At 55.9% G+C, this 25,766-nt stretch carries 22 protein-coding genes and 1 tRNA gene; 10 read left to right on the forward strand and 13 right to left on the reverse strand.

Annotated elements, in window-relative coordinates; genetic code table 11:
* Window positions 1–8: 8 nt before the first annotated feature.
* Both purQ and purS read right to left on the reverse strand, forming a co-directional pair.
* Window positions 9–686 carry a phosphoribosylformylglycinamidine synthase subunit PurQ gene (gene purQ / locus CCASEI_RS12260; protein WP_025388122.1) on the reverse strand — a complete coding sequence of 226 codons (678 nt, stop codon included), beginning with the start codon at window positions 684–686 and terminating at the stop codon, window positions 9–11.
* Between the two features lies 1 nt (window position 687).
* Window positions 688–930, reverse strand: a complete 243-nt coding sequence (gene purS / locus CCASEI_RS12265; RefSeq protein ID WP_006823163.1) for a phosphoribosylformylglycinamidine synthase subunit PurS — start codon at window positions 928–930, stop codon at window positions 688–690.
* Window positions 931–1,251: 321 nt separating this feature from the next.
* Between purS and CCASEI_RS12270 the strand changes: the two genes are divergently transcribed.
* A complete protein-coding gene (locus CCASEI_RS12270) occupies window positions 1,252–3,666 on the forward strand; it encodes an ExeM/NucH family extracellular endonuclease (RefSeq protein ID WP_025388123.1) in 2,415 nt (804 codons plus the stop codon).
* Window positions 3,667–4,156: 490 nt separating this feature from the next.
* On the forward strand, window positions 4,157–5,104 hold the full coding sequence (locus CCASEI_RS12275; protein WP_025388124.1) for an iron-siderophore ABC transporter substrate-binding protein: 948 nt from the start codon (window positions 4,157–4,159) through the stop codon (window positions 5,102–5,104).
* A gap of 18 nt (window positions 5,105–5,122) precedes the next feature.
* On the opposite strand, the gene CCASEI_RS12280 is transcribed toward CCASEI_RS12275, so the two are convergent.
* The 5 genes from CCASEI_RS12280 to purD form a co-directional block, all read right to left on the reverse strand.
* Window positions 5,123–5,860, reverse strand: coding sequence for a DUF2334 domain-containing protein (locus tag CCASEI_RS12280; RefSeq protein ID WP_006823166.1), 738 nt, complete (start codon window positions 5,858–5,860; stop codon window positions 5,123–5,125).
* Between the two features lie 51 nt (window positions 5,861–5,911).
* Complete coding sequence (locus CCASEI_RS12285; RefSeq protein ID WP_025388125.1) at window positions 5,912–8,050, reverse strand: S9 family peptidase; 2,139 nt, start codon at window positions 8,048–8,050, stop codon at window positions 5,912–5,914.
* A 37-nt stretch (window positions 8,051–8,087) separates the two neighbouring features.
* Window positions 8,088–8,975 carry a phosphoribosylaminoimidazolesuccinocarboxamide synthase gene (locus CCASEI_RS12290; protein WP_025388126.1) on the reverse strand — a complete coding sequence of 296 codons (888 nt, stop codon included), beginning with the start codon at window positions 8,973–8,975 and terminating at the stop codon, window positions 8,088–8,090.
* A gap of 147 nt (window positions 8,976–9,122) precedes the next feature.
* Window positions 9,123–10,562, reverse strand: a complete 1,440-nt coding sequence (gene purB, locus CCASEI_RS12295; RefSeq protein ID WP_025388127.1) for an adenylosuccinate lyase — start codon at window positions 10,560–10,562, stop codon at window positions 9,123–9,125.
* Between the two features lie 149 nt (window positions 10,563–10,711).
* The gene (gene purD, locus CCASEI_RS12300; protein WP_006823169.1) at window positions 10,712–11,992 is read right to left on the reverse strand and encodes a phosphoribosylamine--glycine ligase; all 1,281 of its coding nucleotides are present in this window, start codon (window positions 11,990–11,992) and stop codon (window positions 10,712–10,714) included.
* Between the two features lie 145 nt (window positions 11,993–12,137).
* On the opposite strand from purD, the gene CCASEI_RS12305 reads away from it, so the two are divergent.
* Window positions 12,138–12,578, forward strand: a complete 441-nt coding sequence (locus CCASEI_RS12305) for an HIT family protein (RefSeq protein ID WP_025388128.1) — start codon at window positions 12,138–12,140, stop codon at window positions 12,576–12,578.
* 73 nt (window positions 12,579–12,651) lie between these two features.
* On the opposite strand, the gene CCASEI_RS12310 is transcribed toward CCASEI_RS12305, so the two are convergent.
* The 3 genes from CCASEI_RS12310 to CCASEI_RS12320 form a co-directional block, all read right to left on the reverse strand.
* Window positions 12,652–14,169 carry a sensor histidine kinase gene (locus tag CCASEI_RS12310; RefSeq protein WP_025388129.1) on the reverse strand — a complete coding sequence of 506 codons (1,518 nt, stop codon included), beginning with the start codon at window positions 14,167–14,169 and terminating at the stop codon, window positions 12,652–12,654.
* Window positions 14,170–14,389: 220 nt separating this feature from the next.
* The gene (locus CCASEI_RS12315) at window positions 14,390–15,100 is read right to left on the reverse strand and encodes a response regulator transcription factor (RefSeq protein ID WP_006822713.1); all 711 of its coding nucleotides are present in this window, start codon (window positions 15,098–15,100) and stop codon (window positions 14,390–14,392) included.
* Between the two features lie 107 nt (window positions 15,101–15,207).
* The gene (locus CCASEI_RS12320; protein ID WP_025388130.1) at window positions 15,208–15,999 is read right to left on the reverse strand and encodes a MerR family transcriptional regulator; all 792 of its coding nucleotides are present in this window, start codon (window positions 15,997–15,999) and stop codon (window positions 15,208–15,210) included.
* Between the two features lie 121 nt (window positions 16,000–16,120).
* Between CCASEI_RS12320 and CCASEI_RS12325 the strand changes: the two genes are divergently transcribed.
* On the forward strand, window positions 16,121–17,461 hold the full coding sequence (locus CCASEI_RS12325; RefSeq protein WP_025388131.1) for an MFS transporter: 1,341 nt from the start codon (window positions 16,121–16,123) through the stop codon (window positions 17,459–17,461).
* 56 nt (window positions 17,462–17,517) lie between these two features.
* Here CCASEI_RS12325 and CCASEI_RS12330 read toward each other — a convergent pair whose 3' ends face one another.
* Entirely contained in the window at window positions 17,518–19,269 is a 1,752-nt protein-coding gene (locus CCASEI_RS12330) for a pyruvate dehydrogenase (protein WP_025388132.1), read from the reverse strand.
* A gap of 187 nt (window positions 19,270–19,456) precedes the next feature.
* Between CCASEI_RS12330 and CCASEI_RS12335 the strand changes: the two genes are divergently transcribed.
* The 4 genes from CCASEI_RS12335 to CCASEI_RS15740 are packed head-to-tail and all read left to right on the forward strand — an operon-like array spanning window position 19,457 to window position 22,349.
* Window positions 19,457–20,971 carry an MFS transporter gene (locus tag CCASEI_RS12335; protein ID WP_025388133.1) on the forward strand — a complete coding sequence of 505 codons (1,515 nt, stop codon included), beginning with the start codon at window positions 19,457–19,459 and terminating at the stop codon, window positions 20,969–20,971.
* Window positions 20,958–21,491 (forward strand): TetR/AcrR family transcriptional regulator, encoded by a 534-nt coding sequence (locus tag CCASEI_RS12340; RefSeq protein WP_006822708.1) that lies wholly within the window; start codon window positions 20,958–20,960, stop codon window positions 21,489–21,491. Before CCASEI_RS12335 ends, CCASEI_RS12340 begins: the two co-directional genes overlap by 14 nt.
* A 32-nt stretch (window positions 21,492–21,523) precedes the next feature.
* Complete coding sequence (locus CCASEI_RS12345) at window positions 21,524–22,126, forward strand: hypothetical protein (RefSeq protein WP_025388134.1); 603 nt, start codon at window positions 21,524–21,526, stop codon at window positions 22,124–22,126.
* A 7-nt stretch (window positions 22,127–22,133) separates the two neighbouring features.
* Window positions 22,134–22,349 (forward strand): PLD nuclease N-terminal domain-containing protein, encoded by a 216-nt coding sequence (locus tag CCASEI_RS15740; RefSeq protein ID WP_006822706.1) that lies wholly within the window; start codon window positions 22,134–22,136, stop codon window positions 22,347–22,349.
* 56 nt (window positions 22,350–22,405) lie between these two features.
* Here the strand turns inward: CCASEI_RS15740 and CCASEI_RS12355 are convergent, their stop codons facing one another.
* A complete protein-coding gene (locus CCASEI_RS12355) occupies window positions 22,406–22,900 on the reverse strand; it encodes a hypothetical protein (RefSeq protein ID WP_006822705.1) in 495 nt (164 codons plus the stop codon).
* Window positions 22,901–23,064: 164 nt separating this feature from the next.
* A tRNA-Thr gene (locus tag CCASEI_RS12360) sits at window positions 23,065–23,137 on the reverse strand.
* Between the two features lie 378 nt (window positions 23,138–23,515).
* Between CCASEI_RS12360 and thrE the strand changes: the two genes are divergently transcribed.
* Together thrE and CCASEI_RS12370 are read left to right on the forward strand one after the other, a co-directional pair.
* Window positions 23,516–25,333, forward strand: coding sequence for a threonine/serine exporter ThrE (gene thrE, locus CCASEI_RS12365; RefSeq protein ID WP_051461268.1), 1,818 nt, complete (start codon window positions 23,516–23,518; stop codon window positions 25,331–25,333).
* A 79-nt stretch (window positions 25,334–25,412) separates the two neighbouring features.
* Window positions 25,413–25,766: a hypothetical protein gene (locus tag CCASEI_RS12370; protein ID WP_025388137.1), complete on the forward strand. Its 354-nt coding sequence runs from the start codon at window positions 25,413–25,415 to the stop codon at window positions 25,764–25,766.

The following is a 25,766-nucleotide window of genomic DNA, read 5'->3' on the forward strand; positions in this document are numbered from 1 at the left end:
TTTTACTCCTAAACAGACGCCGTGATGGCATTGATCGCGGATACAAACAGTCCCAGGCCATCGGTGGATGGACCGGTCAGGGTCTCAATGGCGTGCTCTGGGTGCGGCATGAGGCCAACAATGCGGCCGGTTTCATCAGTGACACCAGCGATGTCATTGAGGGAGCCATTAAAGTTGTCGGTGTAGCGGAAGACCACCTGGCCTTCGCCTTCTAGCTTGTCGATGGTCTCCGGTGCCGCCTGGAAACGTCCCTCACCGTGCTTGGCTGGGACATAAATCTTATCGCCAGCTTCGAATTCGGTGGTCCATGCGGTGTTGTTGTTTACAACCTCGAGGTGGGTGTCCACGCAATGAAAATGCAGGCCCTTGTTGCGGGTTAGTGCTCCCTCAAGCAGGCCTGCTTCAGTCAAAATCTGGAAACCATTGCAAATGCCCAACGTTGGCATACCTTGGCGTGCGCGGTCAATAACTGACTGCATGACGGGTGCCAGTGCGGAAATCGCACCGGAGCGCAGGTAGTCACCGTAGGAGAAGCCGCCGGGTACAACGACGGCGTCTACACCTTTGAGGTCGGTGTCTGCGTGCCAGAGGCTTACTGCCTCGGCGCCGGCAAGACGTACTGCGCGTTGTGCGTCAACGTCATCAAGTGTGCCGGGGAAAGTGATTACTCCGATTTTCGCGGTCAATTTACTTGACCTCCAGCCCTACAACTTCGTAGTCCTCGATGACGGTGTTTGCCAGCAAGCTTGCTGCGACCTTGTCCAGGTCTTCAGCGCTGACCGAATCATCGACTTCGATTTCAAAGCGCTTGCCCTGACGAACATCGCTTACTCCGTTAACACCCAGGCGTCCTAGTGCACGGACAACAGCTTGTCCCTGCGGGTCTAGGATTTCAGCCTTGGGCATGACATTGACAACAACACGAGCCATAATTCTAAGCCTTACTGTGCGAGTTTTACTGCTTGTCTGCAATTGCCCACTTTAGCGGTTAGGCAACCAAAACTCCTAGACGGCTACCGCGCACTTACTCCCCACTAGTAGCCCCGTAGCGTTCCCTGCCCCCGTTTCATGAACACGATGTGTCTCGAATTTAAACCGCAGGAGAACTTTCAGCTCTGTTCAAGCAAACAGCCAGTTCGTGTTCATTTCTGCTGTTGCTGGCGTTATTAAACGGTTATAGAAACGAAACAGTTGTTTCATTGCACAACCTCTTTTCCCCACCAGAATTACAACTTAAGGGTATTTCTTCCTATGTCTTCGTCTCGCCGTCTGCGCACTTTCGCACTCGCCGCTCTTGCCTCCACGTCCCTCGCAACCATCGCTTTCCCTGTTGCTCATGCAACTCCTGCCGGCGACAATGTTGTCATCAGCGAAGTCTACGGCGGTGGCGGCAATAACGGCGCTCCGTTGACCAACGACTTCATTGAGCTGTTCAACCCCACCGATGAAGACATCGATCTTGCCGGCTGGTCCGTGGAGTACTTCGCAGCTTCCGGCAACACCGGTGGTTCCACCTCACTGACCGGAACCATCCCTGCCGGCGGCTACTTCCTCATCCAGCAGTCCGCTGGAAACAACAAGGATTTGGCTGCACTGCCAACCCCAGATGCCACCGGTTCTTTGAGCATGGCTGGCGCAAACGGTTCCGTTGAACTTACCGATGACGCATCAAGCACCGTTGACCTAGTGGGCTACGGCACCGCTTCCCGGGTTGAAACCGCAGGCGCACCAGGCCTGTCCAACTCCACCTCCGCATCCCGTGCAGAAGATGGCGCGGATACTGATGACAACTCCGCTGATTTCACCGCGGGTGACCCAACCCCCACCAACTCCGCAGGCGAAACCGTTTCCGGCGACGGCGACGGCGATGAGGACGGCAATGGCAACACCGATCCGGAAGAGCCAGAGACTCCAGTTAACCCAGATGAAGCAATCGATATTGCAGAGATTCAGGGCACCGACGCAGCGACTCCACTCAACGGCCAGACCGTCACCACCCAGGGTGAGGTCACCGCGGTGTACTCCGATGGCGGCCTGAACGGTTTTGTCATTCAGACTCCAGGCACTGGCGTGGATGTGCCATCGGCAAGCGATGCATCCCACGGCATCTTCGTCTACATGGGCAACCGTGCCGCCGATGAGTACCCAACCATCGGTGAAGTTCTCACCGTGCGCGGCCAGGCTGGCGAGCACTTTGACTCCACTCAGCTCTCCAATGTCACCTTTGAGGTCGCAGAGGGCGAGTTCGAGCCGGTGGTTCCATTGAGCATCGACAAGCTGCCTGCTGGCGATGTTGAACGCGAACCTTATGAGTACATGCTGGTCCTGCCTGGTGCCCACACCGTGACCAACAACTATGCGCTCAACACCTTTGGCGAAGTTGGCCTGGCTGCTGGTGATGAAGCTTTCCGTCAGCCAACTGACTTCATGGCGCCCGGCGCGGAAGCCGTTGCCAAAGCTGAAGAATACAAAGAACTACTGGTGACCTTGGACGATGCTCGCACCGCGAACTACATGCAATCCGATAAGCACACCCCGCTGCCGTATATCACCTCTGATAACGGTGAAAACATCAAGTCCTTGCGCACCACTGACCAGGTGGAATTCCAAAACCCTGTCATTGTGAAGAAGGATTTCAACCTGTGGCGCTTTTTGCCAACCACCCCGGTGACCGGCAACACGGCATCGGCAGACTTGCCTATCACCTGGGAAGACTCCCGCGCGGATGAACTCGGCGCGATGGACAACATCGCTGGTGACTACACCATCTCCGCATTCAACGTGCTGAACTACTTCACGTCCCTGGGCCAGGATGAAGACGGCTGCGGCGCGTACACCGACATCAACGGCAACCCAGTGGCAACCAACTACTGCACCGTTCGCGGCACCTACTCTGAATCCGCGTTGGCGGACCAGCAGGAAAAGATTGTTGCTGCCATCAACGGACTCAACGCTGACGTTATTGCCCTGTCCGAAATTGAGGACACCTTCGCTGTCACCGGCGATATCACCCGCCGCGATGAAGCTCTGCTGACCTTGGTTGATGCTCTTAACGCTGATGGCGGCAACTGGAAGGCTGTGGAGTCTCCTGCTGCCGATGAAATTCCTGGCAACCCTGATGTCATCCGCGTGGCTTTCATTTACAACCCTGACCGCGTGAAACCTGTTGGCGCTTCTCGCATCTTTGAAGATGAGCGCTTCACCGGCACCGCGCGCGAACCATTGGCGCAGGAATTCAAGCCTGTCGATGAAGATGTCACCGAAACTTTCGTGGCCGTGGCGAACCACTTCAAGTCCAAGGGCTCCATTGCTAATGATGACGCCGACATGGGCGATGGCCAGGGCAACAACGCGAACCTGCGCGTCTCCCAGGCCGAAGCAGTGCTTGAGCACCTAGCGCAGCAGACCGACTGGGAAGACAAGGCCACCTTCGTCATGGGCGACCTCAACACCTACACCCGTGAGCACGCACTAGACCGCTTCCGCGATGCCGGCTACTCCGTACCGCAGGAAGAATACAACGCCTCCACCTCCTACCAGTTCGACGGCATGCTCGGCTCCCTCGACCACGTCTTGGCCAACGAGCACGTTGACCTGCAGGACGCTCAGGTGTGGAACATCAACTCCGATGAATCCATCGCGTTCGAGTACTCCCGCCGCCTCTAGAACGTTGTTGACTACCACGACGCAACCCCATTCCGCTCCTCCGACCACGACCCCGTCAAGGTTGGCTTCAACCTCGACACCACCGATGGCGGCAACGGTAATGGCAACGGCGGCAGCGACGAGTCCTCGACCGGCAGCTCCAACGACGGCAGCGCACTCGGCGGCTTCTTCGGCATCATCGCCGCACTAGCAGCCACCCTCGGCCTCGGTGCACTGTTTAGCGGCGCCGTTGACCAGCACCTGCCAAGCGAAATCAAGAACCTGCGCGACCAAATCCGCGCGTTCTTCAGCGGCCAGCTCTAGTCTCTAACAACGCGTCCAGATCTACTAGCCTCTCCGGGTTTTGAGCTGAGCATTTCAGCGGCTTGTTGCTGCGCTTGTATCACTGAGATTGTTACAAGCGCAGCGATAGGCCGCCCTTTGTTTAATGGGTTACTTATCTTGACTTGAATTGTTAGGATAGGCTAACTTTATTCAAACGCATAAGAAAATTGGCCGTCGTGGCTTCCTGGGCGCCAGTCTTGGTGCCGCTGCAATTGCACTCGTAGCGTGTTCGCAGTCAGATAAATCTGGCCAAGCATCCGCCGCTGCTGAAGGTTCTGCTGAAGCAGATTCCACTACCGCTGCTGGGGGCGGCGAAGAACAGCGCATTGTTGCGCTCAACACCGGTCAGCTGGATAGCCTTCTGCTGCTTGGCATCACGCCAGTTGGTGTGGCTGCTGCGAAGAACACGGACCTGATACCGCAGTTCCTGCGTAATCGTTTCGGGGATGACATGGACTTGGATAGCATCGCGGACTGTGGTTTCCGTCAGGATCCGGATATGGAAATCATCGCTAATCTGCAGCCGACGCTCATCTGCGCCAATACTCGCAGTGATGAAGCGTTGCTGGAAAAGTTGCGCGCTATCGCGCCGGTCATCACCGGCGAGGGCGGCGGCGAGAACTGGAAGCAGGACCTGATAACCATCGCCGAAGCCGCGGGCAAGGGCGAAGATGCGCAGGCATTGCTGGATGAGTACGAGGCATCCACAGCTGAGGTCAAAGACTCCCAGCCGGATAACCCACCAACGGTGTCTTTCCTGCGTACCAACAAGGGTGAGTTCCAGATGTACGGTGCAGAATCCATGGCTGGCACCGTCGCTGCCGATTGTGGTTTCGCACGCCCCGAAGCACAGCAGTTCACCGACCAAGCGGGCAAGGATCTCTCACCCGAGCTCATCGCCGAAGCGGATGCGGACTGGCTGGACTACGGCGTACAGGATGGCGCCGAAAGCCCTGAGGACACTTCCTTGTGGCCATCACTGGAAGCAGTGAAGAATGACCGCGCCATCACCATTGATTATGACTCCTGGTACATGAACGCGTCATTGGTGTCCGCAGGAATCATCCTCGACGGCCTGAAGTCCTATGTTCTGGAAGCAGCTCCTGCTTCTTAACTCGGTCTAAGAGGTGCTCTACGCCGTTTCTGATTTAGCTTTCTTTTTGTCGGCCTTCTTCTTTTCTTTCTTCGAAGGCTCCATAAAGACGCTGTAGGACGCGGGAGTGGCGCCGGCTTTCATGGCTTTGCCAATTGCGCGCATAAAGTCGTGCTGGACTTTCTTCTCCGCCAGGTTGCGGCCGGAGACAGACAGGCGCACGGTGTTGCCGCGGTTAGCGCCACGCTCAGCGGCGCTAATAATCGAACGGCGCCACCACTTCGCCGCACCAAAGCCTTCACCATATGACAGGTTGCGGGACTGGTGGAAATTCTCTGTGCGCAGGTCATGAATACCGGTGGATGATACTGCGAGGGAGAAATCAAAGTACGGCAGGACTTCCAGCGTGCCCGGCGACATGCGCCAGCGGGGTGGAGCGAAGATATCAAAATCAAAACCCAGCTTGGACATTTGCCGGGTCGCGCCTTTCAGCCGCAGGTTCGCCTCATGCGCGTCAAGGTTCGCGAATTCCGCGCGGCGGCCTTGCACTGCTTGGTCAAAGCCGTTGAGAATGAGAAGACGCCCGGTTACTTGTTGTTCCTGCAGCCACTGCTTGGTGGTAGGGTCTTTGGCCAAGTGCCAGTTGCCGTCAATGTGCGGGGCAACCAGCAGGGAGACGGGCACGCCTTCTTTGTCGAGCTGTTCAAGCAGCCGCACAGCGGACTTCCGGGTGTCGTCAAAAATAGATGAAATCGAAACCAGAAGATGCCCATGCATGCTGTCCATTATCACACAGGACAGCACGCCCCGCGCGGCAAGTAGAAGAACTTATTCAACAGCTCCGGTGGCTTTGTTGATAGTCCACGCGTACTCAAACGCGGTCTGGTGCCAGCGCGCATAACGGCCGGAAACACCACCGTGACCAGCGGCCATCTCGGTCTTGAGCAAGAATTCACCACCGGTGGCGACCTGGCGCAGTTTGGCAATCCACTTCGCTGGTTCCACGTACAGCACGCGGGTGTCATTGAGCGAAGTCACAGCCAGGATGTCCGGGTAGTGCTGCGCCGAGACATTCTCATAAGGCGCGTAGGTGGCCATGTAGTCATAGACCTCAGGGTCGTGGAAGGGGTCGCCCCACTCTTCCCACTCACCCACGGTCAGCGGCAGTTCAGGCTTCAGAATCGAGGTTAGTGGGTCCACGAATGGCACCACGGCTTGAATACCTTTGAAGCGGTCCGGGGCCATGTTGGCAATCGCACCCATGAGCAGGCCACCGGCAGAACCACCTTCCGCCACAAGCACCTCAGGGCTGGTTAGCTGGTTGGAAATCAGGTGGTCAGCAACGTCGATGAAGTCAGTAAATGTGTTCTTCTTCGCCATCAGCTTGCCTTCGTCGTACCACAGCCGGCCCATTTCACCGCCGCCGCGCACGTGCGCAACCACATAAAGCATGCCGCGGTCAAGCAGCGAGAGACGGGAGACAGAAAAGCCTGGGTCCATGCTGGCTTCGTAGGAGCCATAGCCGTACAGCAACGCCGGTTGAGGTTTGTCGGTGGCAAGGTCTTTGCGCTTGACTATGCTCACTGGGATCTGCGTGCCATCTTTCGCAATCACCCATTCACGGTAGGCCTCATACTCATCGGCGTTGTAGCCGCCAGGAACTTCTTGTTCCTTGAGCAAAGTGCGCTCACCGGTGGCAATGCGGTACTGGAACAGCTGCGCCGGCTGGGTATAAGAGGTATAAGACAAGCGGATCACCGGCGCATCCCACTCCGGGTTGCCGGATGAACCCGCGGAGTAGATTTCTTCATCGAAGTGCAGCTCTTCGAACTCGCCGAACGTATCGCCGTCAATCTTCATCACGGCAACGCGTGGGATTCCGCCGCGACGATAGGACAAGGTGGCGAAGTCGCGGTAGGTATCCACGCCTTCAATACGCACGTCATCGCTGTGCGGAACCAGAACTTCTAGGTCACGAATACCCGGCAGCGGGCTTGCATCAGCATCTACCCAGCCGATTTCAAAGTTCGGCCCGTGCGCATTGTGGGTGATAAGCCACTGGTCTTTACCGCCGCACACCACATGGTCAATGTCGTATTCCACGCCGGATTCGCGCTCCCAGAGGACTTCAAACTCACCCTCTGGACTATCCATGTCCAGAATCCAGTATTCAGAGGTAAGCGGGGAGCCAGCTGCGATGATGAGGTATTTTTCGCTGCGCGTGGAACCCACGCCAACGCGAAAACGCTCATCGGCCTCAGTAAAGACGCAGATGTCTTCGCTTTGTGCGGTGCCCACCTTGTGGCGCCACACAGTATCTGGGCGCCAGGCGTCATCAACCTTCTGGTAGAAAATATAGTCTTCGCCCGCCCACGTGGCGCCGTAGAAGATGTCGCTCAGGTGGTCATCGAGAAGCTTGCCTGTTTCCAAATCCTTGATGAACAGCTCAAAGCGCTCGTCGCCTTCGGTGTCCGTGGAATATGCCAGGTAGCGCCCGGATTTGGTCACCGAGGCAGCGCCCAGCGCGAAGTACTCGTGGCCTTCGGCCAGCGCGTTGTTGTCCAGCAGGATCTGCTCGCCTTCCGGCTTGCCTTCCTCCGGAATGACCGGCGGCTCCCACGGATCCTGGCCCTCGGCGACCGGAATGCGGCAGCTATAGCCATATTCCTTACCCTCTTCGGAGCGGCCGTAGTACCAATAATCGCCCGCGCGCGATGGCACGGACATATCGGTTTGCTTCACACGCGACTTAATCTCTTCAAACACATTCTCAGTCAGCTGCTTCAAATGTGCGGTCTTGGCCTCGGTATATGTGTTTTCAGCGTTCAGGTAGTCCAGGGTGTCCTGGGATTCCTTGTTGCGCATCCATTCATATTCATCAACAAAGCTTCGCCCGTGGAATTCACGGACGAAGACTTCTTGCTTTGCGATGGGCGGCTTAACGTTGTTGAGATTGTTGTCTGTCATAACGAACAACCCTACCCGCGTGTTTAGACTTTAAGTTTTAACCGCCGATGAAGTCGATGAAACGCTTGCCGGACAGGCGCTCATAGGCCTCGATGTAGCGCAATCGGGTCGCTGCCACGACATCTTCTGGCAGCACTGGCGGCTGGGTTTCTGATGCCACATCCCAGCCAGATTCCTCAGAGGTCAACCAGTTGCGCACGTACTGCTTATCAAAGCTTGGCTGTACTACGCCCTCAGCATAGGAGTCCGCTGGCCAGTAGCGCGAAGAGTCCGGGGTCAAAACCTCATCGCCCAGAACCAGGTTGCCCTCGGAATCCAGGCCGAATTCAAACTTGGTGTCAGCCAAGATGATGCCTTTTTCTTCGGCAATCTTGGCGGCGGCAGAATAAATACGCAGGGTTTCATCGCGGAGCTGCTCTGCTCGCTCCTGCCCAAGGTCTTGCACAACACGCTCGAAGCTGACGTTCTCATCATGATCACCCTGCTCCGCCTTGGTGGCTGGGGTGAAAATAGGCTCCGGTAAACGTGATGCCTCAACCAAGCCCTCCGGCAACTCAATGCCACAGACGGTGCCGTTGGCGTTGTATTCCTTCAAACCGGAACCGGTGAGGTAACCACGTGCCACGCACTCAAACGGCAACATGTTGAGCTTCTTGACCACGATGGCGCGGCCCAGAACCTCTTCCGGGATGCGTTCATCATCGATGGGACCCGCCAGGTGGTTCGGGAAATCAATGGCATCAAAGAAGAACATGGTGGTTGCTGTCAGCACGCGTCCCTTATCTGGGATGGCTGGCTCCAACGCGAAGTCATAAGCGGAGATGCGGTCTGTGACCACCATGAGCAGCGTCGAGTCATCTACTTCGTAGATATCGCGTACTTTTCCGGAGGACAGGTGCTGATAATCAGAAAGCTGTGGGCGCATGCCCTAAATGTTAGTGCATGCGCCCACAGCGTCTCCCACTCGTGGCGGTGAGTAGACTCAAGACCTCCTCACCAAAATCCCGTGAACGGGAATTACTTAGAATCCCTTGACCGTGAAATTCATACGATCTCTTCGCCCGGAAATTCTTTAAAGAATTTCCCCTGGGGTGTAGGCAGCAGCCTTTGGGTGCTGGTCTGCCAGTTCCTTGATGCGGCCGAGGACTGCGTCAACCTGGGACTCGGCAGCGCCGATAAACGCGTGCTTGTCAGCCAGTGCTTCTTCGAGCTGTTCCTTGCTCATTGGCAGGCGCTCATCTGCTGCGAGGCGTTCCAGCAGGTCCTGGTCGCCACCGTTTTCGCGCATGTTTAGAGCAACTGCGACAGCGTTTTCCTTGATGACTTCGTGTGCGGTTTCACGTCCCACGCCGGCGCGCACAGCAGCCATGAGGATGCGGGTGGTTGCCAAGAATGGCAGGTAGCGCTCGAGCTCACGGTCAATCATCGCTGGGAATGCACCGAACTCATCTAGCACGGTGAGGAAGGTTTCGAATTGGCCATCGATGGCGAAGAATGCATCTGGCAGTGCCACACGGCGAACCACGGAGCAGAATACGTCGCCTTCATTCCACTGCTGGCCAGCTAGGTCCGCGACCATGGTGAGGTAGCCGCGCAGAATAACCTGCAGGCCGCCGACGCGCTCACAGGAGCGAGCGTTCATCTTGTGCGGCATTGCGGAAGAACCAACCTGGCCTTCTTTGAAGCCTTCGGTCACGGTCTCATTGCCCGCCATCAAACGGATGGTGGTGGCCAATGACGATGGCGCTGCACCGAGCTCAACCAGCGCGGAGACCGCATCAAAGTCGAGGGTGCGTGGGTAAATCTGGCCAACAGAGTTGAAGACACGAGCAAAGCCCAAATGATCCGCGATAGCAGTCTCCAGTGCTGCGAGCTTGTTTTCATCCCCGCCCATCAAGTCCAGCATGTCCTGGGATGTACCCATTGGGCCCTTGATACCACGCAGTGGGTAGCGGCCCAACAAGTTTTCCACGCGCTCGATAGCCAGCAGCAATTCATCACCGGCAGAAGCGAAACGCTTGCCCAAGGTGGTAGCCTGTGCTGCCACGTTGTGGGAGCGACCTGCCATAACCAGGGTCTGGTACTTGGCAGCGTGCTCACCAATGCGTGCGGCAACAGCAATAGCCTTATCGCGTACCAGCTCCAAAGAGCGGTAAATCTGCAGCTGCTCCACGTTCTCAGTTAGGTCACGTGAAGTCATACCCTTGTGAATGTGCTCGTGGCCCGCCAGAGCGTTGAACTCTTCGATACGAGCCTTCACATCGTGGCGAGTCACTCGCTCACGGTCTGCGATGGAACCCAGATCCACTTGGTCAATGACTGCTTCATATGCGTCAATTGCATCAGCCGGGATGTCTACGCCAAGGTCTTTTTGGGCGCGCATGACCGCGATCCAGAGCTGGCGCTCCATAATGATTTTGTGTTCCGGGCTCCACAGGTTGGATAGCTCTGCGGAGGCGTAACGCGAGGACAAAACGTTGGAAATCTTCTTCTTATCAGCCACGCGCTTCATTATTCCACATGGATAAAGGCGCAAGTACTCTACTTGCGCCTTTACTTTCCTGCAGCTACTTTTCCACAGCAACACCGTTGCTGCACCTACGCCTCATTCACAAGGAGATTGTGCGGGTTGATCGTCTCTCTAGAAGCCACGATGCGGACTTAAGAATCGATGCTGATGCGGCCTTCTTCTGCAGCCTGGCCGATGTCGTTGCGGTAGAAGCTATCTGCCAGCTCAATGTTGTTGAGCACGTCATATGCAGCAGCACGCGCTTCAGATAGGGACTCGCCCTTACCAATGACGTTAAGAACACGTCCGCCGTTAGAAATGACTTCCGCATCTTTCACCGAGGTACCAGCATGCAGGATTTTGTCTGCATCCGCGAGGTCAGGTGAAGTGATGGCATCGCCCTTGCGTGGGTCTGCTGGGTAGTTCGCTGCGGCCAACACAACAGTGACCGCATAGCCGTCTTCCCATTCCAGCGGTGGAAGCTCATCCAAGGTTCCGGTTGCAACCGCGTTGAGAACACCAGCCAATGGGGTCTTGAGCAATGACAACACCGGTTGTGTTTCTGGGTCACCAAAACGGCAGTTGAATTCAACCACGGACGGACCAGCTACGCCCCATGCCAGACCCGCGTACAACAGGCCGGAGTATGGAGTTCCGCGCTTGACCATTTCCTTAGCTACTGGCTCGCAGACTTCACGCACGATGCGCTCAACGCCTTCGGCTGGCAGCCATGGCAGCGGGGTGTACGCGCCCATACCGCCGGTGTTTGGGCCTTCATCATTGTCATAGGCACGCTTGTGGTCCTGCGCTGGCAGCAGTGGAACGACGGTTTCGCCATCAACCAGGCAGAACAATGAAACCTCAGGACCGTCCAGGAAAGACTCCAGCAGTACCGGGTTCCCAGCAGCGTGCACGAGGTGAATGTGCTGGCGAGCTTCAGCACGGTCTGGGGTAACAACAACGCCCTTGCCGCCGGCAAGACCGTCATCTTTGACCACATACATGGGGCCGAAGTAATCGAGTGCGTGTTCAATATCGTCATCGCTCGCGCCGGCTGGCACGGTTTGTGCGCGGGCGGTAGCCACGCCTGCTGCTTCCATCACTTCTTTAGCAAAGGCCTTGGAGCCCTCAATCTGAGCTGCGTCAGCGTTTGGACCGAAGACTGCAATGCCTTCAGCGCGCAGAGCATCAGCGACGCCGGCGACGAGGGGAACCTCAGGTCCAACAACAACCAGGTCCGGGTTGACGTCGCGTGCCAACTCCAGCATGCGGGCTGGGTCCGCTACTTCCTTGTAGTCAGCGTGCACAGTAGCTAAGGAAGCAAAAGCTGGTGAGCCCGGTGCAACGTGCAGGTCAGTGGTAGCGGGGTCAGCCGCAAGGCCTTTAAGGATGGCGTGCTCGCGGCCGCCGGAACCAATTACAAGTATGCGCATGTGAACTATCTTAACTTTTCGCAGCCCTGGGTACCCCAACGCGAGCCAAATTTCGCTACGGCTTGCCCATACAGCGTGTCCTTCAATTACCAAGCGTCGGAAAATTCTACGACACACAGTGAATAATTGACCTAGCATTGAGACCATGACTGAGATTGAGCCTTCTGTATTTACCAGGATTATCAACGGCGAGCTTCCGGGCCGTTTCGTTTATCGTGATGATGTCTGCGCTGCGTTTTTGACCATCGAGCCACTGCGCTATGGCCATGTGCTGCTGGTTCCAATTGAGCAGGTAGACAAGTGGACTGACCTGGATTCTGAGACCTGGCTGCACTTGTCCTCTCTGTCACAAGAGATTGGTGAAGCCATCAAGACTGCTTATGACACCCCGCGAACCGGTTTTATCATCGCTGGTTTCGATGTCCCACACGCACACATTCACCTCTTCCCCACTGAGAAGATGTCTGAGTACGACTTTGCTAAGGCGATGGCCATGGATGCCACTGATCCGAAGGCGATGGATGAGGCGGCGGTGCGTATCCGCCAGCACCTCAACACCGATGAGAACGGCTACCGCAACAACTAGGCCGCACAACTAAAGCAGCCAGCCACGGTTTTCTTCGTGGCTGGCTGCTCTTTTGTATCCGGCCTAGAACTGGCTAGTGCTCTACTTCGTCCGCATTACCGTTGCTCTTTTTGGCATTGTCCTTTTTGGCACTATCCTTCTTGCCGTTGCGGAAAGAACGGTTCTTGCGGGCAGCTTTCACCGGCGTGGCGTTAGCTTGTGGAGTTTCTACTTCATTGAGGTCCTCGGAAGCTTCGATGGATTCGGGTTCTTCCGCGGCAGGCAGGCGCACCGTGAAGGTGGAACCGACTCCTAGCTCGGATTCAACATCGATGGAACCACCGTGCTGTTCCACCAGAGACTTCACAATGGCCAAGCCTAAGCCGGAACCGCCGGTATCGCGTGTGCGGGAGGTGTCCTCACGGTAGAAACGTTCAAAGATATGGGAGCTAACTTCCGGGTCCATGCCACGGCCGGTGTCAATAACCTTAACCAACACATCACCATTGTCTTTTTCCAGCTCAATGGTGACCTTGGCATCCTCACCACCGTGGCGCAAGCCGTTGGTAATGAGGTTCAAAATGATTTGGTGCAAACGGCTCGGATCGCCGTAGACCACCGGCACGCCGGAGGTGTTATTAGCAACGTTGATGGAGCGATCCGTAAAGGCCGCGCGTGCAGATGATGCTACGGAAAGAGACAGTTCAAGAACATCCACGGTGCGAATATCCAGGCGGGAGCCCTCAGCGCGCGTCAACGCCAAAAGGTCTTCCACCAAATAAGACATGCGCGAAGATTCAGCATCAATCTTTGACAGCACCAAGTCGACGTCATCAGTAATGCCCGAGCGGTACAGCTCTGTGTAACCACGCAATGAAGTCAACGGTGTGCGCAGCTCATGCGAAGCATCACCAACAAATCGGCGCATCTGCTCCTCTTTGCCCTGGGCATGCTCAATGGATGCCTGCAGCTTGGCCAACATGATATTCAGCGCGCTAGACAACTGACCAACCTCAGTATGCAGCGGCCACTGCGGGACTCGTTTATCCAGGTCACCGGCCGCAATTTCAGAGGCCGTCTTTTCCACCACGCGCAGCGGGCGTAAGGCACGTCTGATGAACCAGAAACCAGAAATGGCGATTAGCATCAGCACCACCACAGCAATCATTAACTGCACGACGGCGAGACCGCGCAGCAAGACTTGCTCCGAATCCAGGTTCTTTGCCACCACGGTGATAACACCGTCGCGTTCAGTAGCCATGGCACGCCACTCCGAAGTGGAGTTGGATTCCTTCGTGGAATCCACCGTTTCCGGTGCTGCACCAATAACCAGTTCATCCACCTGCGGCATGGACTCATATGGGTTGAGGTAGCGAACTGTGCCATCCGCATAAATCTTGATCAGCGAATATTCTGTCGGCGGACGGCCAGTCATATCCACGCCGAAGATGTTGGCGGTACGCGCCCAGCCATCTTCAGCTTCCATGAGCTCATCATCAACGCGGTTGTACAACACATCACGCATCACCGCGGACACTGCCACCGAAGCGCTGATAAGCCCCAGGCCGGACACTACAACCAGCAACACAACCAGCCAGGTGCGCAGCGGCATTGCCTGCGGCGAGCCAGACATGCCTGGGTAGAAATACCCTTGCACGCGGTCTTTAAAAGAACGTCCGTCTTTAGCCTGCGCGGTTCCGTTTACGGACCCGCCATTGTCTGCTGTTGCTGAATTACTCACGCAGTGCCTGTTTCTGCCTATTTCTACCTGTATCTACCTGAAATCGCTACATCAGGAGATAGCTTAGTTGCCGATTCTTAAGACGTTAATTCTAAGAACGCGGGGTACGCAGAACATAACCAACACCGCGCACGGTGTGGATCAGTGGTGAGTCACCGGTATCAATCTTGCGGCGCAGGTAGGAGATGTACGACTCCACAACGTTGCCGTCGCCACCGAAATCGTAGTGCCACACGTTGTCCAGAATCTTGGCCTTGGACAGCACAACTTCCTTGTTCTGCATCAAAAAGCGCAGCAGGTTGAACTCGGTTGGTGAAAGATCAATGATCTCCCCACCCTTGGTCACCTCATGGGTATCATCATTGAGCGTCAAGTCCGCATAGGACATGGTGGCATCACCATGGTCGTCCTGGGCAGCGCCGCCGCGGCGCAGAATAACGCGCAGTCGGGTAATGACTTCTTCCAAGCTGAATGGCTTGGTCACATAGTCATCTGCCCCAATGGTCAGGCCGTGGATGCGCTGGTCAACACTGTCCTTCGCGGTCAGGTACAGCACTGGACCGTCGAGGCCCTCAGCACGCAGCTTTCCCAGCAGCTCGAAGCCGTCCATGCCTGGCATCATGACGTCCAGGATGTAAGCCTCTGGGTTGATCTCACGCGCGATGCGCAATGCTTCCGTGCCGGAGTTGGCACTGCGGACATTAAAGCCCTGAAATTTGAGGGATACTGTCAATAGCTCGACGATATTCGGTTCATCATCGACAACTAAGACAGTTACTTGGTCATTACTGTTTTCTTCCATGTTTCTTCCTTAGAAAGATTTCGCCGTTTCCTTAACTAACAAGAAAGTGTGGCACACACGCTATCAAAGGAACTGAACACCTTCTGAAAGAAACCTGTGAGACTTTGCTACTCCCAATTCACGTTGTTTAGATCGATTCCCTCAGCCTTCGCCTGCGCCTCAACCAGCTCTTTCAGGTACTCCCTACTATCACCGTACGCCTCTGCGAAGCGTTCATCCGCCACATACATCTGCGCAAGTAGGACCTGCTTGGAACGGCTCATCGGCATAAAGGGACTGATTGTCGCCAAATGCTTATCGATGATCCCGCGTGCCTCATCGCTTCCCGGCGCGACGTTGCGCTGATGGGCATCGGCAAGCAAGTTCTTGAAATCTTCACCGGCTTGCTTCGCGGCGACAATCTCCTCTTTGCTCATCTTCCGGACCATTTCTTGGCTGTCTCGGTAATCCTGCGTATCACCCCAGCGCTCGCGGGCCTCCTCGTCATAGACGGGCCAGCTGTCGCCAAATAGTGCAATCTTGTCTTCCATGCTCATGGTCTTTCCTTTCTCGTTTTCTTCCGCAGTCAACAGGGTGTCGACTGCCTGGATGAGTTCTTTCATGTGACTAACCTGAGCCAGAAGCCGCTGGCGCTGATCGCGCAGGATGGCGGTGCGGGAGGCCGCTGAGGAATCGATAAGCTGTGCAATATCTTTCAACGCCACGCCCGCGCCGCGGTAGATGAGAATGTTCATGCCACGCTCCACATCGGACTCGGAGTACAGACGATGATCGCCCCACGTGCGCCAGCTGGGCTGCAGCAGGCCAACCTCATCCCAATGGCGCAGCGTGCGCGTGGATACCTGCAGCATCTCCGCGGCCTCGCCGATGGTGTATTCGTTCTGGTCGTAATTGGTCACAAGAATTATCTTCCTGGTTGACGCAGCGTTAAGTTCAAGCCCAATCCTAAACTTTTTGTACAGAACTCATTGCGGTTTATTGCGCTGCACAAATGCGGGGATAGTTTTAGGATTGAGCACTATGACTAGCCCAGCATTGGAGAATGTTCCTGACTCCGCCAAGCGCACTGATAAAAAGACGGTCTTTTCCTGGGCCATGTGGGATTGGGGTTCCGCAGCATTCAACGCGGTGCTGGTGACGTTTATCTTCGCGGTTTATCTCACCGATTCCGTCGGCGCGCAGATTGATACCTCCCGCACCCCGGCGCAGTGGCTTTCAGTTGCCATGACCGTTGCGGGCTTGGCTATCTTCGCGGTCACACCGATTATGGGCCAGCGCTCCGATACCCGCGGTACCCGCCGGCGTTCTTTGGCGTTGTGGTCTTTCATCACGTTCTTATTGATGGCCGCGCTGTTTTTCATCCGCAATGATGCACCGATGTATTTCTGGATTGGCCTGGTTGTCTTAGCTATTGGCACAATCACCATTGAGTTCGCTGAGGTCAACTACTTCGCGCAGATTTCCCAGATTTCTACCAGGGACAATGTTGGTAAGATTTCCGGCCTCGGGTGGTCTTTTGGCTACTTCGGTGGAATCTTCCTGCTGTTGATTTGCTACTTCGGGTTCGTCGCCGGTGATGGCGGCCTGCTGGGGATTAGTACTGAGGGCGGCCTGAATATCCGAATGGTGGCGGTACTCGCCGCCGTCTGGTTCGGGCTTTCCGCCCTGCCGGGTTTCTTCCGCGTGCCGGAGATTCCCCCATCTGGTGAAAAGCCGGGAAGCATCAAGGACTCCTACGCCAAGCTGTTTCGTGACATCAAAGAGCTATGGCACGCTGACCGCAACGCCTGCTATTTCTTGTTCGCCTCAGCCATCTTCCGCGATGGCCTGGCCGGGGTCTTCGCCTTCGGCGCTGTTCTAGGTGTCTCCGTCTACGGGCTCAACGCCGGCGACGTGCTCATCTTCGGTGTTGCCGCCAACGTTGCCGCAGCACTCGGCGCACTCATCGGCGGTCTCATTGATGACATCGTGGGACCCAAAGTCATCATCTTGACCTCACTGTTGATCCTCGCCGGAACAGGCAGCGCTATGTACTTTGTCGACGGCCCCGTCGCCTTCTGGATCCTGGGGCTCATCCTGTGTCTTTTCGTCGGCCCTGCACAATCCGCATCTCGCGGCTTCCTCGCCCGCGTTGCACCCGCCGGCCACGAGGGCCAGATGTTCGGCCTCTACGCCACCACCGGCCGCTCAGTCAGCTGGCTCACCCCTGCACTTTTTGGCATTTTCGTGTCCTTGATCGGCGACGGCGACCGCGGTGGTGTCATCGCGATCGCCGTTGTATTACTAGTCGGCGCACTCATTCTCATCCCAGTGCGCGACCCCTCCGTGGAAAGCTCCAAGGAACTTTCCACGCAGAATTAGGGACTTCCACGTCCTAGCGCCACCTCATGTGCGGTGATTTAGCGCCAGCTAAACACCTAGAAGCGCGGGATGTTGCGCAGGTTAGACGCAGCCATGTCCACCATGTGGCCGACGCCGCCGTCAAAGACGGTGCGGGCTGCAGCCTTGGAAAAGCCGAGCAGCTGATCAATAGACAGTGTTGGTGGAATGGACAGCGCATTCGGGTCGGTAACAAACTCCACCAGCACAGGGCCGTCATAAGCGAGTGCCTCGCGCACAGCCTTGCGGACTTCCTTTGGCTTTTCCACGCGGATGGATTTGATGCCAATGCCGGTTGCAATGTCCGCAAAATTCAAAGGATCATGGTCGGTTTCAAACTCTGGTATGCCTTCCACCAGCATTTCTAGTTTCACCATGCCCAATGAAGAGTTGTTGAAGACAAAGGACTTCACTGGCAGGTTATGGCGCTTGACGGTGAGGAGCTCACCCAGAAGCATGGCCAGGCCACCATCACCGTTGAAGGAAATGACCTGGCGGTCAAGGTCTGCGAACTGCGCACCAATCGCGTGTGGCAAAGCATTGGCCATAGTGCCGTGGCGGAAGGAACCGAGCTGTTCACGCTGGCCATTCGGGGTGATGTAGCGAGCACCCCACACGTTGCACATGCCTGTATCCACCGTGAATACAGCATCCTGCGCTGCTTCTTCATCAATAACATCAGCAACAAACTCTGGGTGCAGCGGCGTCATCTTCTCAATATTTGAGGTGTAGGCATCAATCACCTGAGTCAGCTTCTTGTGGTGCTGCTTGAGCATCTTGTCCAAGAAGGAACGGTTCTTGTTTTCTTTTACATGCGGCAAGATATTCGCGATGGTGGCAGCAACGTCACCGGTGACTGGGTAAGAGACCTTGGTGCGACGGCCAATGTGCGCGCCGTTGATATCCACCTGCGCCACCTTGGTATCGCCCGCACCACCCTGTGGCAGGAAGTCGGCATAAGGAAAATCAGTACCCAGCAAAATCAGCAGGTCTGCTTCATTCATGGCATCGTGCGCCGCGCCATAGCCCAGCAGGCCAGACATGCCCACGTCAAAGGGATTGTCATACTGGATGTACATCTTGCCGCCCAGCGCGTGGCCTACCGGCGCCTTGACCTTTTCAGCTAGTTCAAGGACTTCCTTGCGGGCATAACGTGCACCGACACCAACAAAGAAGGTGACCTTCTCTGCCTCATTGATGGCCTGAGTCAGCGCTGCTGCCTCAGCCGGATCCGGGAAGGTAATGGGATTGCCAGCGGAGATGACAGATTCAGTGAACTGCTCATTTTCTGCCTCAGCGGAAGCCAAATCACCAGGGATAACCAAAACGGAAACGCCGTTGCCGGCCATGGTGGACTGGATAGCGTTGTGCGTAATCACAGCGCCCTGGGCTGCGGAGTTGACCATCTCGCAGTAGCCGGAGGCTTCCTTGAACAAAATCTCTGGGTGGGTTTCCTGGAAGAATTGCCCACCAATCTGACGCGATGGGATGTGGCTGGCCAGAGCCAGCACCTTCGCGCCATTGCGGTGGGAGTCATAAAGGCCCTGAATCAAGTGGGTGTTGCCCGGGCCGCAGGAACCAGCACACACGGCCAGCTCACCGGTAAGCAGGGATTCCGCGCCGGCAGCGAACGCGGCTGCTTCTTCATTGTGAACGTGAACCCATTCAATAGATGAGCGTCGAACAGCATCAACAATGGGGTTGAGGGAGTCACCAACTAGACCATAAATGCGTTTGACACCTTGTACTTCAAGGGTGTCAACCAGTTGGTCAGCATAAGTACGTGCCATGTCTAACCTCTTTCATCTCGAAGATTTGCCACTCCACTAAACGCAGGGTGTATCCCCATAATGCGTCCAATCCGGAATTTTCGCCACAACGGTTCGCATCCTTACCGGATATGGCGGTTGTGACGTTTCTAACCAACCCCTTCCTCACACTTGTTACTGTACCGAACGTACGTTACAGTAATCCGCTATGACGGCAGGACACAACGCGCGTCTGAGGAACGCGCGCAAGGAATTCGATAACAACTCCACGCCAGTGCAGCGCTGGTCTTTCTTCGCTGCTATCTCTCTGGGTTTGCTCATGATCGGCCTAGACAACTCCATTTTGTTCACCGCACTTCCTACACTCACGGAAGAGCTGCACGCGGGTGATACCCAGCAGCTGTGGATCATCAACGCTTATCCGCTGGTCCTGGCTGGTCTGCTGTTGGGCACCGGCACCTTGGGTGACAAGATTGGCCACCGTCGGATGTTTACCACCGGCCTGGTAATCTTCGGCGTGGCATCGTTAGCCGCGGCGTTCTCCCCCACCCCGGCGTTCTTGATTGCCGCCCGCGCGTTGCTTGGCCTGGGCGCTGCGGTAATGATGCCTGCAACTCTGGCGCTTATCCGCTTGACCTTTACCAATGAGCAAGAGCGCAATACCGCCATCGGAATTTGGGGCTCTGTTGCCGTGGTCGGCGCTGCGGCCGGTCCAGTTGTCGGCGGCGCGCTGCTGGAAGTGTGGTGGTGGGGCTCGGTCTTCCTCATCAACGTCCCCGTCGTGGTTATCGCGTTGATTGCTACAGCATTGTTGGCGCCGCCGAATATGGCTAACCCAATCAAGCACTGGGATTTGGTGTCTTCTATCTTCGCGCTGGTCACCCTCACCGGTCTGACGTTGACCATCAAGGAACTGGCTAACCCGAACCGCTCGTGGATTCTCATCGCCGTGGCTTTCGTGGCGTTTATTATCGGCGGACACCTCTTTGTCCAGCGTCAGAACAAGCTGGATGAGCCACTGTTGACCTTTGAAGTCTTCCGCAACCGCCTGTTTGCCGGTGGTGTCATTGCGGCTTCGGGCGCGATGTTCATAATGGCTGGGTTGGAGATGATCACGGCGCAAAAGCTTCAGCTCGCTGATGATTTCTCGCCCTTCCACGCCGGTCTCGTTGTTGCCGCGGCTGCCGTAGCTGCCTTGCCAATGTCCGCACTCGGTGGTGCGAACCTGCACCGCATAGGTTTCTTGCCGTTGATTTCTGGCGGCTTCTTGCTCGCCACCATCGGCACGGGGCTGGCCATGTGGTCCACACATGCCGATTCGGTTCCGCTGCTCATTACCGGCCTACTCTTCCTGGGCGCCGGGGCGGGTTCCATCATGTCCGTATCTTCCATCGCGATTATCGGTTCGGTTCCGATGCACCGCTCCGGCATGGCCGCCGGCGTGGAGGAAGTCTCTTATGAGTTCGGCACCTTGCTGTCCGTGGCCTTCGTGGGTTCGCTGACTCCTGCTTTGTATCTGACTAATCTTCCGGCGGAGCTCAAGCACATGGGCATCGTAGCTCTGCATGGTGGGCTTGGTCATGCTCAAGCCTCGACCGCGTATGCTTCTGCATACGGCACCACCGTGGGATTCATGGCTGTCTTTGCTTTCATCCTCACTATTGTCACGGTCTGGTGCTTCCGCGATAACCCGAAGTCAGGAGGAAACGGTGGCGCGCACTAGCAAGAAGGAAGTAGCGCTTCAAGCAGCCCTGAACATCATTGAACGCGATGGTGTTCCCGCGTTGACCTATGAGTCACTCGCTGAGGCGACCGGCATGTCTAAATCAGGGCTGATCTATCACTTTCCTTCGCGCCACGAGATGCTTATTGACATCCACGCGTGGTCCGCGCAGCGCTGGGAGGATGAGCTCATCTCCATCGCTGGCGCACCTGCCGATGAGCTAGACGCCAAGCAGCGCCTGCGCGCGGTGATTTTATCGCTTGGCAAAAATGATCCGCTGGTGGAGCTCATCTTGAGCATCCACACCAAGTCTCACCCTGACTTCGCGCAGCAGTGGGTCCCGGTGGATAGCAAGTGGATTCCCAATGCCTCCGACCCAGACTTGAGTCCGGAAATGCTGGAAATCTCGCTTATTGCCAACGGCCTGTGGGTTTATGACCACATCTCGCAGCGCCCCCTGTCTGCGTCCAACCGCAAACTCATGGTGGACAACCTCCTCGACCGAATCGCGGCGGTATAGTCGAAAACTACGACTTATCGGGGGAAATTGTGATGTCACGATATAAGACGATCACCATCGTGGCGGCGGTGCCGACTTTTGGATACGCGCTTGGGCACTTCACCACGACTGCAATGCTTTCCGGTGAAGCCAACAGCTTGCTGTTCTTGCGCAACACCGTGGGCCTTGTTGTCGGCTCCGGCATCCTTTGGGCGTCGATGAGCGTGTGGGCTGGGCGTGTTGCCGGCCCCCGCCTGTGGCGCAGCATTCTTGCCGGTACCGTCATCATCTTCGCCATGCTGGCTATTCATTACGCATTTGGTTTGCTCATCGGCGTCTTCGATGATCAGATCTTTAGCAGCAACGCCTTGTGGATGTATGGCTCTTTCATTTCCGGTCCCACCTTCGGACTTATCGGGGGTCTTTCCCACAAATTCCCCTGGCTGCTTCTGATCGTTCCGCTTGGTCTTATCGCGGAACCATTTGTCATCAACAGCATCCCGGCACGGGTTTTCTCCCCTGGCCCACCGTCTGGGCCGGCTGGGTCTCCGGCGCCGTCCTCATCTCACTCGGCATTGTCCTTGCCCTTTATCTGTGGAAAGTTGTCATCCAACCTCAAACCTCAAGTTCCAATGACCGGACCAGCAATGAAATGAGCACGGAATGAATCCTCTGATCCTCACCGCCACTGACATTGCATTTGGCACACTTGCTGTTGTTCTTGTCGTACTCACTGCCTGGTCGGCAATCGATCTTTACTTCCAGCGAAACAACCGCGCCCGTACCTTACTCTGGCTGATTTTCATCCTGCTCGCGCCTTTCATCGGCTCGCTTGTGTCTCTTTTCAAGACACAAAGAATGCGGTCCCGCAGGTATTGAATTCCTCTGCGGAGCCGCATTTCTGTAGCGCTAAACCAAGTGTGTTCCAGCGCAATTTATCTTTCGGATGCTCCCCGAGCTTCATCGGTGCTGCTTTTCGCGACTTTGACGTCTGCATTGAAACGAGCTTCCTCAAAGTCCATGTCTGCTCCTTCAAGAATCCCGCGCGCAGTCTCCGCTACATTAGCCAGTACGGTGCCAGATGCGTTTGCTATTCCGATACCAAATCCCAAGTAAAGCGCAGGCTGCTCTACAAGCATTGGAACATAGGTCCATGTTCCACCAATGTTGTCTTTGTACCAGCATCCCAGCAAGTACGTCATTAGCTCATGCCGCTCACTCCTAGGCAAGTCCGAGTCCCGAATTGACTCAACTGCCTTCCGTGGAAAATCTACTTCACCGAGGTCAGCAACATTCAGTTCTGAATGCACAAGTGCACTGTCTCCAGCCTGATGCTCAATGAGAATCGCCCGAGCGCGTTTTTCGAGCTCTTGCAGTTTTTCCGCGTATAGCTCCGACATTCCGCCGTCTTTGTTTCGTCCTTCGCTCATGATTCCCCAATTCTCGTACAAATAATGGCAAACCTCGCAGCCCAGTTCAGGATGTGGGAATAACCAACGTGCAGCCCAATGTACAGAGAGAGAAAAACTTTCAATGGCTACTCAAGACAAATTCCCCTATTCGAGCTGCACAGCAGACCATAGGGGAAAATTTGAGCTGAAGACGAGACTTGAACTCGCAACCTACGCATTACAAGTGCGTTGCGCTACCAATTGCGCCACTTCAGCAGTGCCTATTTACACTACAACATTCCGTTTATAAACTTCCAAATAGGGCTATACGCAGTGGCAAAAGCCGAGTTTGACAGACCACATTTCAACGCATGACACGGCGTTATTTCTGGTGAAAACTAATGTTTACGCGGTGGTATGCACGAATCGAGTTCCGGCATTAAAGTGCAGTACAGAAAACGTGTAATGCGACTGTGTGCAGTGTAAATATCCGAAGAGTTTAATGTAGTTCATCAACGCTGGTGTAGAGGAAGTTCGTTGTCTGTATTTGAGTCTTTTAAGGCACGCCTGTTCAAGGGCGATAAGTCGGAAACGTCGGCTGAAGGTACTTCAGCAACCAGTTCTATCCATGATGAAGACTCCACTGTTCACGGCATCCTGACTGGTGAATTCCCTGAAGGTTTCCTCAACACCGACCACGTTGCAACGGTCGATACCGCGATGGCGGCACCGCCGCCATCGCCCCTGGCACCAGTCGATCTGACAGACCCAGCGCAGGTGACCGGCGTTATGGAAATCGCGGCGCGCATTGGTGAGATCTTGATCTTCTCCGGCAGCTCCAACGCGGATGCCCGCGCGCAGGTGTATCTCGCCGCGGCATCTTACGGTTTGCACTACTGCCACGTGGATATCGTCATGTCCACGATTACCATCCACACCAATATCGGTACCGGTTCCAAACGGCAGCCACTTACTGTGGTGCGCTCAGCCCCGAAGTGGACTGTTAACTTTTCTAAACTCTCCGCTGTTGACCGTCTGATTCGTTCGATCCACACGGGTATGACCCCGCCTGCTGTTGCAGAGCAAGCCCTGGATGACATCGAGGCCATGAAGTCGCCGCGCACCATCTTCACTGAGTTGCTTGGCTGGGGCACGATGGGTGGCGCGTTCTCAGTCATGCTGGGCGGCAACGTCTTCGTGGCAATCATGTCCTTCTTTGTTGCATTCAGCATCATGGCGGTTGTCATCTGGATGGATGGGCTGAGAATCCCGCCGTTCTATCACAATATTGTCGGCGGATTTATGGCCGTTGTGCCCGCAGCAGTCGTCTACAACATTGCATCCACGCTTGGATTGGCGTTCTCACCCAGCCAGGTTATCGGCATGGGCATCATCGTCCTGGTTGCTGGTCTAACGCTGGTGCAATCAATTATTGACGGCATTACCAGAGCACCCGTGACATCCACGGCGCGATTCTTTGAAGCGCTCCTATCAACAGGTGCGATTGTTGGCGGCGTCGGTTTGGGCATCCAGTTCTCCGCGTGGATCGGCTACCCGCTTCCGCCACTGGCTTCCATGTCATCGCCGGTGTACTACGAGATCCCGCTGCTGGTTCTTGCGGGTGGCATTGGTTCCGCGGCGCTAGGCTTCGCACTGCACGCTTCGTGGACTGAGGTGCTTATCTCCGGTGCGACTGCCGCATCAGGCATGTTGTTCTACTACTTCGTGGTCGTTCCTTTCGGCGCCAGCGTGGTTGTTGCCTCTGGTATTTCTGCGATTGTTGTGGGCCTTGCCGGTGGTCTGTTGGCTCGTCGCTTCTTCATCCCGCCGCTTATCACCATGATTGTTGGCTATACGCCAATGCTTCCTGGTTTGACTCTCTACCGCGGTATGTACGCCTCCTTGAACGAGCAGTTCATCACCGGTATCTCAAACCTGGCAACCGCGCTAGCTATCGCCGGTGCACTCGCGGCTGGTGTTCTCCTGGGCGAGCGCGGTGCGCGTCGTCTGCGCCGTCCAAAGCACTTCCGCCCATACACCGCGTTCAAACGAATAAGCCGCTATTCGGTGGTTCAAGCAAAGGGCTTGGCTGCGAAGGCACAGAAGATTCCGCGGGTGCCAATGGCGCCGCTTGCACCACGGGTTAACCGTCCCGAATTGCCACCAATTCAGGGACCGACAGCACCGCCGGAAGCTACCACCACCGTCTATGCTGATGCCACGCCAACGGCACAGTGGGAAGTTGAGCCAAACGAGCACGCTTACGATGAAGCGTGGCCGCCACGCACTACCTTCCCGGCGCAGCATTGGCCAGACGAAGAAGCCCCAACCGTATACACTTCACCAGGTACGGAAGAATTCGTTGCCCAGCGTTCCGCAGCCGAAGAAGCACAGGCCGCTGAACAAGGAAACAGTGCCGAGCCTGCCGGTGAAAATGAGGGCGACGCGGCTTCACAAGGTGAGATACGGTAGAATATCCGGTCTGAACCCTACTCACGGTTGATCATCATTTTCCCTGGCTAATCGCAGGGAACGCATATAGGAGGAACTCGTGCCACCAAAGGTCACTGACACACAGCCAGCAGCGGAGCAGATGCATGCTGTGGAGGAAGAGACCGCGCGCTCAGCTCGCCGCGTTGTCGCAACGTACGCTCAAGACTTCTTGGACGGCGTTACTTTGATGTCCATGCTGGGTGTGGAACCTGAGGGTCTAATCCACAAGAAGGTTCTGGCAGAGCAGGTCGAAGCAGAACCAAAGACCACCCGCAAGAATGCAACAAAGAAGGCCGCGAAGAAGACTCCGGCTAAGAAGGCCACCAAGAAGACCGCAGCAAAGAAAGCGACCAAGAAAACTGCTGCTAAGAAGACTACGAAGAAGACTGCTGCTAAGAAGACTTCAAGCTAG

This window comes from Corynebacterium casei LMG S-19264 (assembly GCF_000550785.1).
In the GTDB taxonomy this organism is placed as follows: Bacteria; Actinomycetota; Actinomycetes; order Mycobacteriales; family Mycobacteriaceae; genus Corynebacterium; species Corynebacterium casei.